Raw genomic sequence first — 15,440 nt, 5'->3', positions numbered from 1 at the left:
CTCTAACTCGCCACGAAGGTGAGAACGGCGCCCATCACCGTGCCGGACAGAACCGCCAGAAGCAGAAGCGCGGCGCGCCCCTCGTCGCGGCCGACGCGCTCCATGGCCCGCAGCCGTGCGTCGAAGCCGCCCAGCGTTTCGTCGATGCGCGCCAGGATGCCTTCGGTCTGTGTCAGGCGCTCGCCCATCTCCGTGTCGAGTCGCTTTGCGGTTTCGAGCGCCGTGCCGATCTCGCGGCCCACACCGGCCGCCTCATCGAGCTTTTCCACGGAGGCGCGAAACCCCTGCGCCACCTCGCGCTGCGCCAGATGCAGCTGGCGCTGGGCGGCGAGCATGACGTCGAGCCGCTCCATGATGCGCGCGGCGGGCGCGGCCACGGCGGCCTCGGCGGTGCGCTCGCCGGTGGAGGGAATGCGCAGGAGCAGCGTCTCGCCGCCCTCCGCCAGAGCCCGCACCACCAGCCGCCCTTCGGCCAGCACCGCTTCCGGCACCTCCTCGGGCAGCGCCAGGGTGAAGGCGTGGGAGCCGTCTCCGATGCCGTTGCGGCGCAGGTCCACCCGCGCGCCGTCGGCGGTGGCGCTCGCCACCACCGCGCCGTCGATCAGCGCCTCGACGCGCAGCCGCTCGGCCGGGCGCTCGGCATGCCAGGCCCAGCCGAGCAGCGACTGCCGGTCCAGCCCTTCGACGCGGCCCTGGAGGGGGCTCTGCGCCTCGTTTCTGGTGGTGACGACCGCCTTCATGCCAATTCCCTTTCGGCTGCGCGTGCCGGCGCGAAGAGCTTGAGATGCGCCGCCGCCGTCGCGTCGATCGTCGGCGGCGGCGCGACGGAGGCGGCGAGTTGCGCAAGCAAGCCGGGTTCCTCGATCAGCCGCGCCATGGCGCGGGCGAGATCGTGCGGATCGTTGGGCCGGGCATGGAGCCCGTCGACCCCGTCGCGCACCATCTCGGCCATCCCGCCGATGCCGCTGGCAATCACCGGCCGGCCGTGCTGGAAGGCCTCGGAGATGACGAGCGGAGCGTTTTCCCACCAGATCGAGGGAACGACCACGGCGTCCACGGGCTCCATCAGCTCGCCCATCCGATCCCGCCCATAGGGGCCGAGGCGCAGCAGCCGGTCGCCCAGCGGCTCGGCCAGTTCCTCCAGCCGCTCGCGGAACTCCGGCGTCTGGAACGGCGCCCCGCCATGCAGGCGCAGCGTGAAGTCGAGGCCGCGCTCCGCCAGGAGTCTGGCCGCGCGAAGCAGCACGGGCACGCCCTTCCAGGGGTTGAGATTGCCGAAATAGCCGAAGGTGACGCGTCCGCCAGGCACTGGGCGGGGCGCGGCAGGCGCTGCGGGCCGGCCGTTGGGAACCACCACGATGCGCTCGGCCGGCAGGCCCCAGTCGACATAGCGATCGCGCAGGAAGCGGCTCGGCGCGACGAACTGGTCGACGCTGCCGAGCAGCGTGCGCAGCTTGTGCTCGCGAAGGAGAAACCGGTCCGCCCCGATCTGGGGAAAGCAGCCCTTGCAGGCGGAGGGCGAGGCGCGGCGGCAAGGCTCGTGCGTGCCGGTCTTCAACATCAGCCCGTCATGGTGGCAGATCGGGTAATAGTCGTGCAGCGTCAACACGATGCGCGCCTCCGGCAGAACCCGGCGGGCGAGGAAGGGCAGCTCCGCCCCGGCCAGCAGGAGATGGTGCAGGTGGATCACGTCCGGCCTGAACTCGGCCAGAAGCCGCGCCATGTCCTGCAGCGTGCCGAAACTGTCGGTCTGGCTGAGATAGAACCGATCGAAATGCCCGGCCCAGACCACGACCTCGTCGCCGGACGGGCCGACCGTCTGGAAGCTCGTGCCCGGGCGCGGCTCGCGGTGGAGCGCGTTGGTGGCCGCGACGAACAGCGCTTCCGCGCCCTGGCGCTGATAGGCCTTGAACAGGTCGTGCGCGAAGATCTCCGTGCCGCCGGGGTGAAATTCGGGATGGTTGTGGGCGAGGACCAGGATGCGCATCAGCGGGTGTCCGGCTTTCGCGCCACGAGAATGTCCTGATAATGCGCGGCCTCGCCGCCCCGCCAATGGCCGGGGCTCTCGGTGACGCAGTCGAGACCCGCCCAGCGCAGGCAGGCGCGCAGCCAGCCGGCGTCGAAGGCGACGGCGCCCAGCGGCGCGCTGGGGTCGGCGTGCCAGTCCGGCCCCTCGCTCGTTCGCACGAAGCCCCGGCGCGGGTCGCGCACCGAGGACCGCCGGGCCGCCTCGTCCATCTCGAAATGCGTGACGAAGAGCGTGCCGCCGGGCGCGAGGACCCGCGCCGCCTCGCGGGCATAGCGGGCGATCTCGGCCGGGCGCAGATGGGTGGCGACGGAGACCATGAAGGCGAAATCCACCGACCTGTCCCCCACGGGGAGAACCAGCGTCTCGCCGGTGAGCAGGCCTTGCGGGTTGTAGATCTCGTGCGCGATGTCGAGATGGCGGAAGCGGAAGGCGGGATAGACCGGGGCGATCTCGGCCCGGCACCAGTCGATGCCCTCGCGCACGGGGTCGAGCCCGAGATAGGAGCCTTCGTCACCGAGATATTGCGTCAGCGGCACGGCGATGCGCCCGATGCCGCAGCCGATGTCGAGAACCCGTGCCTCGGGCCGCAGTCCGCCGAGCCGCACGAGATGGCCGAGGAACTCCGCGCCGATCAGTCGATAATCGCCATCGCCCACGAAGACGCTGCCGGGCTGCGGCGCGGGCAGGAAGCGGTTGCGACGGATCGTGGCGAGAAGCGCTTCCAGCGCCGCATCCTCCGGCATCGTCTCGATCAGGGAAGGCTCGACGGGCACGGCGGAGCCGGCCGGGCTCTGGGCCAGCGCGCTCATGCGGCGGCGGCCTTGGCGAGAGCGAAGGGCCCGTGCATCAGCGCCTCCATGTCGGCGCGCCAGCGCCCCTCGTGCAGCCAGGAATTGTAGAAGGCGGCGACGCCCTTGGTGTAGTCGGCGTTTTCGTTCATCGAGCGGCGCTCCAGATGGTAGAGTTCGGCCGAGGGCACGTAACGGATTTCGCCGCCGCCCCGGCGCAGCTTGAGGCAGAGGTCGCTGTCCTCGTAGTCGCCGATCACGTAGTCCTGCGTGAACCCGCCGACGGCCTCGAAATCGCGGCGGCGCAGCACGAGGCAGGCGCCCGTCACGCCCGGCACGGCGCGCTCGCGCCCCGCCGGCGCGTAATGGCGCGGCATACCCTTGTAGTAGTGATGGTTCAGCCAGCGGCCGCGATGATCGGGCGCGAAGTAGAGCCCGGCATGCTGGATGGAATCGTCCTCGAAGAGAAGCTTCGGCCCGCTGGCAACCACGGCCGGGTCCTCCAGCCTTGCGGCCAGAGCCTCCAGCCAGCCGGGGCGCACGGGCACGACGTCGGAATTGACCAGCGCCAGAACCGGCGCGCGGGCGAGCGCGGCGGCGCGGTTGTTGGCCAGCGCATAGCCGCCATTGCGCGCCATGACGGCGAGCGTCACGGGCAGGCCGTAGACGAGATTCAGCCCGGTCAGGAGATGCTCGGCGACATCGGCCTGATCGGGACTGTCGAGCACATAGATGATCTCGCAGCGTCCGGCGATGACGGGGTCCGAGGCGAAGGCGGCGATCTGGAAGGGCAGGAAGTCGAGGACGCGGTAGAGCGGCACGATGATGGTGGCGACGGGATCGGCGACGGGCCGGCCGATCGGCTTGACGATCGGCGCGCCGACCCCGGCGCAGGCCTCGGCCTGGAGATCGGCCAGCGCCGGCCCCAGCGCCTCGCGCATCAGCCGGTCGTCCAGGGCCTGGGGCGCCACGGCGCGCAGCGCCGCCGCCCTCCGCGCCGCGCCGTCGAAGGGCTGAACGGGGGGCGTCAGGGCGCGCCGGGCGCCCGAGCCGAGGCGCAGCAGGAAGCGCGGCTGCAGCAGCGGCCCGCGCACCTCGGGCAGAAAGGCGAGAAAGCCGGTGGCCGGCGCGGCGCGCCCGCCCGGCTCCGCCACCTTGCCCGCAAAGCGATGGAGCCGCGTGCCGAAGGCGACCGGCGCCTCGCTGTCGGAGAGGATTTCGAGATCGTCCAGAAAGCCGCCGGGATCGCGCAGCCAGCCGGCGGCGAGCGTTCCCGATGCGCCGGCCAGGGCGATCTGGATCTCGGCGGCGGGCAGCGTTCCTCCGCCCCGCTCGGCGCGGGCGGTGAGCGGGCAGCGCAGCTGAAACTCGGTGCAGGCCGCGCGCGAGGCGGGCGAGCGGCGCGACAGGGCGGCGATCAGCGCCTGGCGCAGGCCGGGGTCGCGCCCTTCCGTCTGCTCCCACCAGGCGCGTAAGCCCGGCACGCGGCGCGGCTCGCGCCAGCGCCGCAGAACGAAGCCCCCTTCCCCGCGCAGCGCGAGAAGACACTCGGCCTCGCCCGGTGCAAGAGCGGGGCGAGGCAGGAGAAGCCGGCGCGGCCCGCGCTCGCCGGGCAGCGTGTCGGGCACCAGCGACACGAGGCCGGCGCGCGAAACGAGCGTGGCCGCACGGACCGCCCCGAAGCGCGGGGGCAGCGCGCATTCGATCACGGCGTCTCCCTCCGTGCCGACCAGCGCGCGCGCTTCGCCCGCCGCGCCGTCTGGCGCGCGCAGGAGGGCGCGGATCGCGGCGAGATAGGTTGGCGCGCGCGCAAGGCGAAACAGACGGGGCCAGTCGCTCAAGAGCGCTGCGACGAGGCGCGTGCGGGCGGCCGGCGCGAGCCCGTCGAAGAGAGTGGCGTCGGCGATGGGAGCGGCAGCGGCGTCGAACCGCTCCAGCGCGATGGTGGTCCCGCCCGTATCCAGTGCAAGGGTGGCGTTCTGCGCGACAAGGCTCGGCAGGGCCCAGACGAAGCGTGTGCCGCCCTCGCCCCCGGCCAGCGCCAGGGCGCTCAGCGGCGCGGGCGGCGCGCCCGTCTCGTCCCGCAGCACGGGCCGGGTGGCGGGGGCGCCCTTCCCGCGCCAGACGAGAAGCGCCAGATCGTGGCCGAGACGGAGAAAGCGCGGTGCGCCATCGGTCATCCAAAACGCTCCGAGAGGGGGCTGGGGTTAGAGCTTGTCATGAGAAGGGAGCGGGTCTTGCGCCGGCCCGGCGACGCCCTGGTGCGCAAGGGTGGGCGCGAAGAACGAGACGAGCGCCGCTTCCCTAACCGGCTGGATCGATCGGCCATGACGGTCAGCCTTGGCGGACCTCGTTTGCCAGATACCGAACCCTTCCAACTGCCATGACGGACCTCGCGGGTGGAAAGGGCGCCCGAAGGCGCCCTTCCCGGAGAAGGTCAGTGGACCGTGAAGTAGCTGGACGGATTGTCCTGAATGTCCTCGAGGCTGACATTCTTCAGGAGAACCGTGTCGCCGTTGCCGAGATTGATCAGCGTGCTCTTGCCGACCTGCACGGCGTTGGCCACCACGTCCTCGGCGGACTGGATGCCGCTGCCGTTGATGTCGGCCTCGATCTGCAGGAGATCGTCGCCCGGCTGGAAGTCGATCACCACGTCGTTGCCGCCGCCGCTCTCGAACACGAAGACGTCCTGCCCGGCGCCGCCGGAGAGAATGTCGTTGCCCGCGCCGCCGGCCAGGATGTCGTTTCCAAGGCCGCCGGTCAGGATGTCGCCACCCGCGCCGCCGTCCAGATAGTCGTTGCCGGCGCCGCCGAGCAGCGTGTCGGCCCCGTCTCCGCCGAACAGGAAGTCGTCACCGACCCCGCCGTCCAGAAGATCGTCGCCGGCTTCGCCCGCCAGGTAGTCGGAGCCCTGACCTCCGAAGAGATGATCGCTGCCATTGCCGCCGAACAGGATGTCGTCACCCTTGTCGCCGAAGACGAAATCGTCACCATCGCCCGCAGAGACGAAATCGTTCCCCGCCTTGGCGAAGATGAAGTCGCTGAAGCGAGTGCCCAACAACGTATCGTCGAACTGCCCACCTTCTACAGTTGCCATTTCTGGCCTCCTATATCGCGTACAATTGGGAGGTTGCGTCAAAACTGTATTGTTCTGACTTGCGAAGATTACATGCAAGTAATGTTCAGACAACCGGCAGTTTTTATCGTCAACGGATATGGTTAACGGCATCGCTCGGTCGCGAAAGCCTATTCCTCCCGGAAGGCCGTGTTGACGCTGTCGGTGAGCGGCGACAGGAGATAGTCGATCGCGAGGCGCGGCCGGTTGAGAACGAGCAGGTCCGCCGGCATGCCGGGATAGAGCTTGACCGTGGGATGTGCCTCCAGCGAGGCGGGTGCGACCTCGGCGCGCACGAGATAGAAGGCGAGCGAGGTCTTCTCGTCCACCGTCTGGTCGGGCGCCACATAGGTCAGCGTGCCTTCGAGATAGGGCACCTCACGCGTGTTGTAGGAAGGAAGGCGCACGCGCACGGGCGAGCCGGGATGCACCGCGTCGATGTCGCGCGGGTTGATGCGCGCCTCGATCACCCGCGCGTCGTTGACCGGAACGATGTCGAGAACGGGCATGCCCGCGCCGATCACCGTGCCCGGCGCGCGGATGCGGATGTCGGCCACGATCCCCGCCTCGGGCGCGCGCACCTCGACCCGGCTCAACGTGTCGGCCGCCGCGCGCTGCTGGTCGAGCGAGGCGTTCAGCTCGATGCGCGCGGACTGGATCTGGTCGGCGATGTCGCTCTGGCGCGCCATCTCGGCGCGGGCGATCTCGGCCTGGAGACCGGCCATGGCCTGGCGCGCCCGCGCTTCGCCCGCCGCGTGCTCGCCGCGATTGCCGGCCAGCACCGACAGGCGCGCTTCGAGCTCGGCGATCTGGGCGCGCGTGGCGAAGCCCTGCGTCGCCAGCTTCGAGATCGCCGCCATCTGCTCGCGCACCAGCACTTCGCCCGCCTCCGCAGCGCGGCGCTGCGCGCTCGAGGCGGCGCCCTCGGCGGCCTGCGTCGCGATCTGCGCTTCCAGGGATTCCACCACGCGGCGCTGCATGTCGCGCCGGCTTTCGAACAGGCGCACCTCGTTGGACAGGATCGCCTCGGCGGTTCCGTCGCCCCCCGCCGTCAGCTCGGGCGGAAAGCGCACGCCGGACGCGCCCGACTGCTCGGCGCCGAGCCGCGCCAGCCGAGCGAGCTGGCCGAGGCGCCGCGCTTCCAGCTGGCCGAGCTCGACGCGGGCGCGCTTGTCCTCCATCACGAAAAGCACCTGGCCGGCCGAGACCTCCTCGCCGTCGCGCACCCGCATCTCGCGCAGGAGGCCCCCCTCCAGATGGGTCACGGACTTGCGCCTCGTGTCCACCACCACGGTTCCGGGGCCGACCGAGGCGCTGTCGAGCCGCGCGGTGAATCCCCAGAGGGCCAGCCCTCCGAAGCCCAGCGCGATCGCCAGCCCGGCGGCCAGCATGTTGGGCCAGAGGCTGGGCAAGGGCGGCGGCGCGGCGGCGGCGCGGCGGCCGGGCGCAGCGGGAACGAGGGCGCGGCTCATGCCGCGTCTCCCGCATTGTTCAAGGCGACGCGCTCGGCCGGGCCGCCGACGGCAGCAGTCACCGCTTCGGCCGGGCCGAACTGCCAGGCGCCGTCGCGGCCCAGCATGAGAAGCTTGTCGGCCGCCTGGAGCACGGCGGCGCGATGGGCGATCACCACCACCACGGCGCCGGCCGCCTTCAGCCGCGCGATGGCGCGCACCACGGCCTGTTCGCCCTCGACGTCGAGATGGGCGTTGGGCTCGTCCAGCACCACCAGCGCCGGCTCGCCGTAGACCGCGCGGGCGATGCCGATGCGCTGCATCTGGCCGCCCGAAAGGTTCAGCCGGGCGTCGCCGATGCGCGTGTCATAGCCGAGCGGCATGCGGCCGATCATGTCGTGGACACCGGCGAGGCGCGCCGCGCGCACCGTGTCGGCCGGATCGTCCTCCTCCGTGCGCAGCCTTGCGATATTGTCGCGGATCGTGCCGTCGAGCAGGCCGACCGATTGCGGGAGATAGCCGATCCAGCGCCCGAAGGACTGGCGCTCGGCGGTGTAGACATTGTGTCCGCCGAGATAGGCGCCACCGGAATTGGGCTTGGCCACCCCGGCCAGCAGCCGCGCCAGCGTGCTCTTGCCGGCAGCGGACGGACCGACGACGCCCAGCACCTCGCCCGGCAGGACCGAAAAATCCAGCGATTTCAGGATCGGACTGGTGGAGCCGGGCACGGCATAGACCAGCTTTTCCACCACCAGCCCGCCCTCTGGCTTCGGCAGAGGCGTCGTGTCGCGCTCGGCGCCCTCGGTCGCCAGCGCCTCCCTCACCCGGCCCCAGGCGGCGCGCGCCCCGCGCCACTGGCGCCAGTTCTCCACCATGGAATCGAAGGGCTGCAGCGTGCGCGCCATAAGAATACTGGCCGCCATCATCGTGCCCGGCGACACGTTGCCGCCGATTACCAGAATGGCGCCGAGCGCGAGCGCCGCGATCTGCATGCCGTAGCGCACGGTCTTGGAGGCGGCGGAAATCATCTTGTTGCGCCGCATGCCGATGGCGAAATAACCGTCGGCCCGCACCTGCATGGCCTGCCAGCGCCGGCCTAGCGGCCCGATCATACCCATGGAGTCGATCGCCTCGGCATGGCGCAGACTGGCGCCGACGGAGGCATAGACCTCCACCTGGGCGGCGTTGGACTCCTTGATGAAGGATTTCGAGACGAGATCGCCGAGCAGGCTGAAGGCGAGGATCAGGAGCGAGGAGAGGAGCGCGATCAGCCCGTAGAGCGGGTGGAAGCTCGCCAGTGCCAGCATGAAGATCGGCGACCATGCCGCCTCCAGCGGCGCACCGGCCGCGCCATTGGCAAAGAAGCCGCGGATTTCGGTGAGATCGCGCAGCGCCTGCGAGGCCTTGGCCGAGCCTTCACGCAGCGAGGCATGCAGCGCCGCCTCGACCAGGGGCAGGTTCAGCCGGCGCAGGAACTGGGCGCCGAGCGTCAGCAGCGCCGCACCGCGCAGGAACTCGAGGAGCCCGAGAAGGAGAAGGCCGCCCACGGTCAAGAGCGTCAGCAGCGTCAGCGTGTCCATGCTGCGGCTGGACAGGACGCGGTCATGCACCTGCATCATGTAGAGCGGCACGAGAAGCTGCAGCAGGTTCAGGACCGCGCTGAGCAGGCCGACATAGACAATGCCGCGCAGCATCGCGCGGCGGCTGCCGGCGACGAGGGCGTCTCTCTGAGATCGTGCGGTGTCAGCCGCCATCGGCTCGTCCTGCGCTTTATCGTCCATTTCCGGATTGCAAGCAGGATCGACGCGGCATTGCTGCGACGCAATACCGTATCCTTAACGAGACTGAACGCTTCCTGACGCCGATCGATAAAATTGAGCGGATCGGGCGGCAGAACCCTGGATGTCGCGAGGTAAGACTGGAGCATTTTCGATGAATAGAAATTCATCGAAAATGCTCCGGCTCTCTGACTTTGCCGCATTGTCGCGACGGCAAAGCGTGCCCGCTTTGCCTGGAAATGCTTTAGCGGTTCTGGCTATGAAGATAGGCGATGAGATCGGCGCGCGCCAAAGCGTCCGGCATGCCGGGGAAGGTCATCTTGGTGCCGGGCGCGAAGCGGGCGGGGTCGGCGAGCCAGGCGTCCATGGCCTCGTCGCTCCAGACGCCGCCGACCGCGCGCAGCGCCGCCGTGTAGCCGTATCGATCATGCCGGCGCCCGATCGGCGCGCCCATGACGGCGTAAAGATTGGGGCCGGCGAGGTCCACGCCGCCTCGGCCGATCGTGTGGCAGGCCGCGCAAGGGCCGAACAGCGACGCGCCGGCGGAAGGGTCGGCGATCGCCATCCGCGCTTCCAACGTCGGGTCGGGGCCGAGTTTGGCCCGGCGCGCCTCGCGCTCGCCGTCGCCGCAGCCGACAAGCAGCAGGGCGCAGAGCAGGAGGGCCGCGCCGCGCGGTGGCCGGCGGCCCGAAGGCCCGGCGACCTGCCCGCCCCGTATCGCCATCCATCCGTCCTTCCCAAAGCGCCATGCGATGCGGCGCAACTCGCGAGGCTGGACATGCCATTGCTCAAGACACGCGTGCAAGCGGCATCCCTCCCCGTTCCACTCGGCCGTCAGTCGCCGCCCGCTCCGCGACATTTCGCCTCATGCCGTTGCTGTAAGGGAAACTTGCCCCAAGCTGGGCTCGGAGTGTCCCTGTCCCGTCTCACGGAGATGCTCCCAACCAGTCGGAACGCGCTGAGAAACAGGCCTTCGCCTCCCAAGCTCAGGCCGCTCGATCAAGAGCTGCTTGATGAAAGAAGACGCAGCCGAAACCTCAGATTATGCCCCCAACTTTCCAGCCTTGTAGGTGGGCCGGAGCCGATAGGTCAGATTGGCGTCAGTTTCGCAAGCAAGCCTTAAGCCGCGTCACCGACCGTGCGCCGCACCATAAAAGGGATTGCGCGATGAAAGATCTGACGGGCTACACGCTGACCTTCAGCGACGAGTTCAACACGCGCAGCATCTCGCAGAACGGTGCGGGAACCGTCTGGGCGGACATCCGCCCCGAATGGCGCTTCGACGCGCAGTCCGACATCGGCTTCGGCCGCTCGTCCTTCGTCGATCCCGGCTCGGGCTACGATCCGTTCAAGGTCGAGAACGGCATTCTCACCATCACCGCCGTGCCCGATCGCACGCCCTACGGCATGTCCGGCAGCTGGGAGTCCGGCCTCATCCACACGCGCGGCTCGTTTCAACAGACCTACGGCTATTTCGAGATGCGCGCCGACCTCTCGGAGACCAAGGGAGCCTGGGATGCCTTCTGGCTGCTGCCGACCAAGCAGATCAACGAGGGCAAGAACGGCGGCTGGCAGGAGCTCGACATCGTCGAGCACTACGGCAACAACCCGAACGGCGTGTATCGCTGGCTGCACACGACCGACCCCCATGCCGACCCGAACGCCGATCTTCAGGTCTATAGCGACCACGCCAACCAGTCCCAAGGCTTCCACACCTACGGGATGGACTGGAACAAGGACACGATCAGCTTCTACTACGACGGCCAGCTGATCGGCACCAAGGCGACGCCGAGCGACATGCACGGGCCGATGTACATCCTTGCCAATCTGGCGATGGAAGCGGGCGCCGATCCGTCCGGCCCCGCGCCCGAGATGAAGATCGACTACATCCGCGCCTATGCGGAAAAGCCGGCCACGGCCCCGGTGCCCGTGGAGACGCCGATCAACGTCATCACCGGTACGGCGGCGCGCGACGTTCTGACCGGAACCGATGGGCGGGACCGGCTGGTCGGCCTGGACGGACCGGACGTGCTGCGCGGCGGCAAGGGCGCCGACGAGCTGATCGGCGGCGACGGCAACGACACCGCCTCCTACGCCACGGCCGGATCGGGCGTGACGGCGAGCCTCATCGACCCCACGAAGAACACGGGCGACGCGGCCGGGGACACCTATTCCTCCATCGAGCGCCTGGACGGCAGCCGGTTCGCAGACGTGCTGGAGGGCGATGGCGGCGACAACGTCATCAATGGCGGCGCGGGCGCCGACCGGATGATCGGCGGCGGCGGCAACGACACGTTCCATGTCGACAATCCCGGCGATGTCGTGATCGAGGGCGCCAAGGGTGGCTGGGACGCCGTGATCGCCTATGTCGACTACACGCTGACGCCGGGCCAGGAGATCGAAGGGCTGCACGCGGCCGGAGGCACGGTCAATCTCACGCTCACCGGCAACGAGTTCAACAACTATCTCTATGGAAACGAGACCGCGAACGAGCTGCATGGCGGGGCCGGAAAGGATGTCCTGTCGGGCGGCGCGGGCGACGACCGCCTGTTCGGCGAGGATGGCTCCGACAAGCTGACCGGAGGCGCCGGCCGCGACACGTTCGTCTTCTCCACGGCGCTGAAGCCCGGCGAGTTCGACACGATCACCGACTTCAACCCGGCGGACGATACGATCGCGCTCGCGATCTCGGTCTTCGACAAGGCCGGGCCGGCCGGCACTCTCGCCCCCTCCGCCTTCTACGCCGCCCCCGGCGGCGTCGCCCATGCGGCCGCGGACCGGATTGTCTACGACACGAAATCGGGCGATCTGTTCTACGACGCGGACGGTTCCGGTTCGGGCGCCGCCGTGCGCTTTGCCCATCTGGAGCCGGGCCTCGCCCTGACCAGCTCCGATTTCACACTCTTCGGCTGAGAACCGGGACGATGATCGAGACCGGAACATGGGAAGGGATTCGTCCCTTCCCCCGCAGCGCAGCCGAGAGCGTCTGGTAGAACGTCCGCTTGCGCGTTGGGAGGGCGCGACCTCTTCTCTCGAACCGGCCTCGGGCGACGGTCGAAGCGCTTCTGCGGCGGGAGCGGCCACATCCACCGACTGCCCGCGTGTGCATCTGCGACCAGGCGGCCGCAACAGGTCGCGCCGAGACCCAGGCACACCATGGTCTCACAGACGCGCAAAACGTCCCGTTCGCGGTGAGCGTAGCAGGCGCCACGGTCAGCGACAGCCGCCGGGCAAGACCTTCGAACCGCGAACAAAATTTCATGAGGGGCCGATCAAGGAATCTCGCTCGAAGACAAGACGCGGACAAACCCCTTGCCGATCCTCCAGCGGAGGTCTTGTCTCGAACTCTTGTTCGCTGCCCTACCCTTGGTCCGCCAGTGGCCGGGACCGCCCGGCCGAGCTGCACACCGAAGACATGCGATCACATTTGTCCTGCCATCGCATTAGCGCACACAGCGCCGAAAGCTGCCAAGACTTGGATCGAGAACAAGTGGCTCCTGCGACGCACCCTGGGAAGGCTGCCCCAGTTTCGACGCTTCGCCCTTCTTTGCGAGCGACGCGCTGACAGCTCTCGTCGCCGCCCCGGTCGCAACGCACCCGGCCCGGCAGGCCCGGCCAAAACGTCCGTGAGCGCCTGACCGACACCTTTAGATCACTCAGTTTGTCCATCTGCACAGCTTTGGCGGCAGAACCGATCTCCGTGCTTCGGCGCTGACGGCCCAGCTGCATTTTATCCAGCGAAAGGCAATCGCGAATTTTCATCCTGCGGTTTCAAAACACCCTTCACTCCGAGACGACACGTCGCTGCCAGCCGCACTCATCTCCCGCCCCACAGGCCTACTGGGCCGGAAGAATCCTATTCTGTCCCAACATCTTACTCGCATAAGTAGCGATCCATTGTATGGAACGCGTCCTATTGCTTTGCAACATAACTTAAGGTTTATCTTATTGAGATTTCTTTAACACTTTCGACATCCCGGATGGGGTCTCGCGAAGGTGGAGGGTGGGTCGCTTCGGCACCGGTCTCTGGCGCCCGAGGTCCTTGAGACGCTTCGCCGAGCCGATCGACGAGGCGTACGAATCCTTCCCCCGCGCTCCCTCGTCCTCGGCGGCTGGATCATTCTGATGCATGACGGGACGACGGATCGGCCGGCCTTCAGTGTGGAACTGCACGGGGCGAGAGGGCTGTTTTCGCTTCTCGTCTTCGTCTTCCATGTCGAGAATTCCGGCCTGCCCCAGCTGTTCGGTTGGGAGTTTATGGCCACGCTTCTCGATCCGCTGAAGTTCGGCGTCGAGCTGTTCTTCGCGCTCAGCGGCTATGTCATCATCGGAACTTTGGCCCGCGCCCGCACGCCCCTCGCCTTCCTTTTCGACCGGGCGACACGCATCTATCCCGTCCTGTGGATCGGCGTTCTGACCGTGGTTCTTCTGTCGCTCGTCAGCGGGCGGGAAGCGCCGGCGAGCTTCGCGGGCTGGCCCCTTCTACTGCACACGCTGGCCAATCTGGCGGCTCTGCCCAACCTACTGCCGTTTCCGCTCTTTCTCGCGCCGGCTTGGACGCTCAGCTACGAGCTCTGCTTCTATCTGTTCGGCTGTATCTATCTCGTCTGTCGGCGCCGGCTGTCGCTCAACATTTTCCCGATCCTGCTCGTCCTCAGCCTGCCGATCATCGACACGCATCCGCGCGCGCTCTTCTTCCTGAGCGGCATTCTGGTGGCGACGGGATACAGCCGTTACCTGCGCCTTCCCATTCTCGCGGAACGGCCCGTTCTGTCACTTCTCGTCTTTCTCTGGAGCTGGAACTCGGTCCACCTGCTCAATCTGCCCGAGTTTCGAACGATGACGCAGTGGTTCGACGGATCGGCTTGGCTCTACGCCGTCATCGCCTTCGCCTCGGCGGCCCTGTTTCTGGACGGGCTCGTGCGGTCCAAGGGCCGCCTCTCGGCCTTTCTTCGCTCGCCGGCCATGCTCTACTTCGGCACGATCAGCTACAGCTTCTACCTCTGGCACCCCGTGGTGATGGCGATCGTCAAGAGCACGCTCGCCTCACTCGGCCTGTTCACCGTGGCGGGGAACCTCTCGCAGTTCCTCTTCTTCCTCGCGGCGCTGCCCCCGTCCATTCTGGTCGGCCATCTCAGCCAGCGGTGGATCGAACGCGACCTCACCCGCCTCATCCGCACCAAGCTCCGCCCCCGCCCCCTCACCCCCGTCCTTCCAATCGAGATCGCGCCGGCTCCGTAAGGGCAGCGCAAAGCGGGTCGCCGGCGGACGCCAAGGCGTGCCTCGTAAAAATGCGGATTTGGGGAGAATGGTGATCCCAGTTGGATTCGAACCAACGACCCCCAGATTAGGAATCTGGTGCTCTATCCTGCTGAGCTATGGGACCCTCAGGGACTTATAGCGGACGCGGCGGGGTTGGCCAAGGGCGGGGGCTGCATTCGCTGGGTCAGCGGCGCGCCGGGTCGGCTTGGAGAAGAAGGATCGCGCGGCCGGTTTCCAGGCCGAGGCGGATCGGGCCGGTCGCTTCGTTGGACTGGGTCAGGATCGAGGGGAAGGGAATCTCCACGCGGGCGAGCGGAAAGCGCGCGCCCTCGACCGTCAGGCCAGTGAGATCGGTGAACTTAAGCAGCGAGAACTGCGCGCCCGGCTCGGCCTCGATGTCCGTCCAGCCGGGGCGCAGCGGCAGGGCGTGCTCGATCCCGTCGAACAGCGCGAGAGTCAGCGAGGGGTCCGCCTCCACTTCCCGCAATGCGATGACCAGATGGGAAAAGGCGTGGTCGCTGCGCCCGCCGAGCGCGCCGACAAGGAGAAGGTCGCGTCCGCCGAGAAGCTTCGCGGCTTCGATCGCGAGTTCGCCGTCGGTGCGATCCTTGTCGCGCGGAAAGGCCTCGCGCGCCATCGCGCAGTCGCGCAGCGCAGCCGGCGGCTCGGACGGGGCGGAGTCGAAATCGCCGATCCAGAGTTCGGGGCAAAGGCCCAGCGCCACGGCATGCGCGATGCCGCCATCCGCCGCGATCACGCGACGGCCGGCGACGGCTTGGCGCAGCGCGGGCGTCGGGTCGATCGGCCCGGCCAGAAGGATGGCAAAACGGCTCATGTGAATTCCTCCGAACCTCCATAGGCCCCTCCCCGGAGGATGGAGCCAGTTCGGTTGCGGCATGCAAGGCCGACCCGGGCGGTATCACGCCCGATCGGCAGGCCGCGAGAGCGGCCCGCCTTGCAAGGGTTTCGATCAACGCCTCATAGGGTGCGGCCAGTCCGAATGCCAGAGGGCTGGCT

The 15,440-nt window shown here is 68.4% G+C and carries 11 protein-coding genes and 1 tRNA gene; 2 read left to right on the top strand and 10 right to left on the bottom strand.

Annotated elements, in window-relative coordinates; all coding sequences use genetic code 11:
• Window positions 1-2 precede the first annotated feature (2 nt).
• From M673_RS05555 to M673_RS05520, 8 genes are all read right to left on the bottom strand, one after another.
• Window positions 3-740, bottom strand: a complete 738-nt coding sequence (locus M673_RS05555) for a hypothetical protein (protein WP_061974300.1) — start codon at window positions 738-740, stop codon at window positions 3-5.
• Window positions 737-1,987: a glycosyltransferase family 4 protein gene (locus tag M673_RS05550; RefSeq protein ID WP_061974298.1), complete on the bottom strand. Its 1,251-nt coding sequence runs from the start codon at window positions 1,985-1,987 to the stop codon at window positions 737-739. The genes M673_RS05555 and M673_RS05550 overlap by 4 nt, the downstream gene beginning before the upstream one ends.
• Entirely contained in the window at window positions 1,987-2,838 is an 852-nt protein-coding gene (locus M673_RS05545; protein ID WP_082639189.1) for a class I SAM-dependent methyltransferase, read from the bottom strand. Before M673_RS05545 ends, M673_RS05550 begins: the two co-directional genes overlap by 1 nt.
• On the bottom strand, window positions 2,835-4,997 hold the full coding sequence (locus M673_RS05540) for a glycosyltransferase (RefSeq protein ID WP_061974295.1): 2,163 nt from the start codon (window positions 4,995-4,997) through the stop codon (window positions 2,835-2,837). Before M673_RS05540 ends, M673_RS05545 begins: the two co-directional genes overlap by 4 nt.
• Window positions 4,998-5,254: 257 nt before the next feature.
• Window positions 5,255-5,914 carry a calcium-binding protein gene (locus tag M673_RS05535; protein WP_061974293.1) on the bottom strand — a complete coding sequence of 220 codons (660 nt, stop codon included), beginning with the start codon at window positions 5,912-5,914 and terminating at the stop codon, window positions 5,255-5,257.
• Window positions 5,915-6,063: 149 nt separating this feature from the next.
• On the bottom strand, window positions 6,064-7,404 hold the full coding sequence (locus tag M673_RS05530) for an HlyD family type I secretion periplasmic adaptor subunit (protein ID WP_061974291.1): 1,341 nt from the start codon (window positions 7,402-7,404) through the stop codon (window positions 6,064-6,066).
• Window positions 7,401-9,137, bottom strand: a complete 1,737-nt coding sequence (locus M673_RS05525; RefSeq protein WP_187301301.1) for a type I secretion system permease/ATPase — start codon at window positions 9,135-9,137, stop codon at window positions 7,401-7,403. The genes M673_RS05530 and M673_RS05525 overlap by 4 nt, the downstream gene beginning before the upstream one ends.
• Before the next feature lie 268 nt (window positions 9,138-9,405).
• Window positions 9,406-9,885 (bottom strand): c-type cytochrome, encoded by a 480-nt coding sequence (locus M673_RS05520; RefSeq protein ID WP_061974287.1) that lies wholly within the window; start codon window positions 9,883-9,885, stop codon window positions 9,406-9,408.
• Between the two features lie 443 nt (window positions 9,886-10,328).
• On the opposite strand from M673_RS05520, the gene M673_RS05515 reads away from it, so the two are divergent.
• Both M673_RS05515 and M673_RS05510 read left to right on the top strand, forming a co-directional pair.
• A complete protein-coding gene (locus M673_RS05515; RefSeq protein WP_061974285.1) occupies window positions 10,329-12,074 on the top strand; it encodes a family 16 glycosylhydrolase in 1,746 nt (581 codons plus the stop codon).
• 1,212 nt (window positions 12,075-13,286) lie between these two features.
• Window positions 13,287-14,402 (top strand): acyltransferase family protein, encoded by a 1,116-nt coding sequence (locus M673_RS05510; protein ID WP_061974283.1) that lies wholly within the window; start codon window positions 13,287-13,289, stop codon window positions 14,400-14,402.
• Between the two features lie 68 nt (window positions 14,403-14,470).
• On the opposite strand, the gene M673_RS05505 is transcribed toward M673_RS05510, so the two are convergent.
• A tRNA-Arg gene (locus M673_RS05505) sits at window positions 14,471-14,547 on the bottom strand.
• A gap of 60 nt (window positions 14,548-14,607) precedes the next feature.
• Window positions 14,608-15,258, bottom strand: coding sequence for a thiamine diphosphokinase (locus tag M673_RS05500; RefSeq protein ID WP_061974281.1), 651 nt, complete (start codon window positions 15,256-15,258; stop codon window positions 14,608-14,610).
• Between the last annotated feature and the right edge of the window lie 182 nt (window positions 15,259-15,440).

The organism is Aureimonas sp. AU20, assembly GCF_001442755.1.
In the GTDB taxonomy this organism is placed as follows: Bacteria; Pseudomonadota; Alphaproteobacteria; order Rhizobiales; family Rhizobiaceae; genus Aureimonas.
This window is presented reverse-complemented; position numbering and strand designations above follow the sequence as displayed.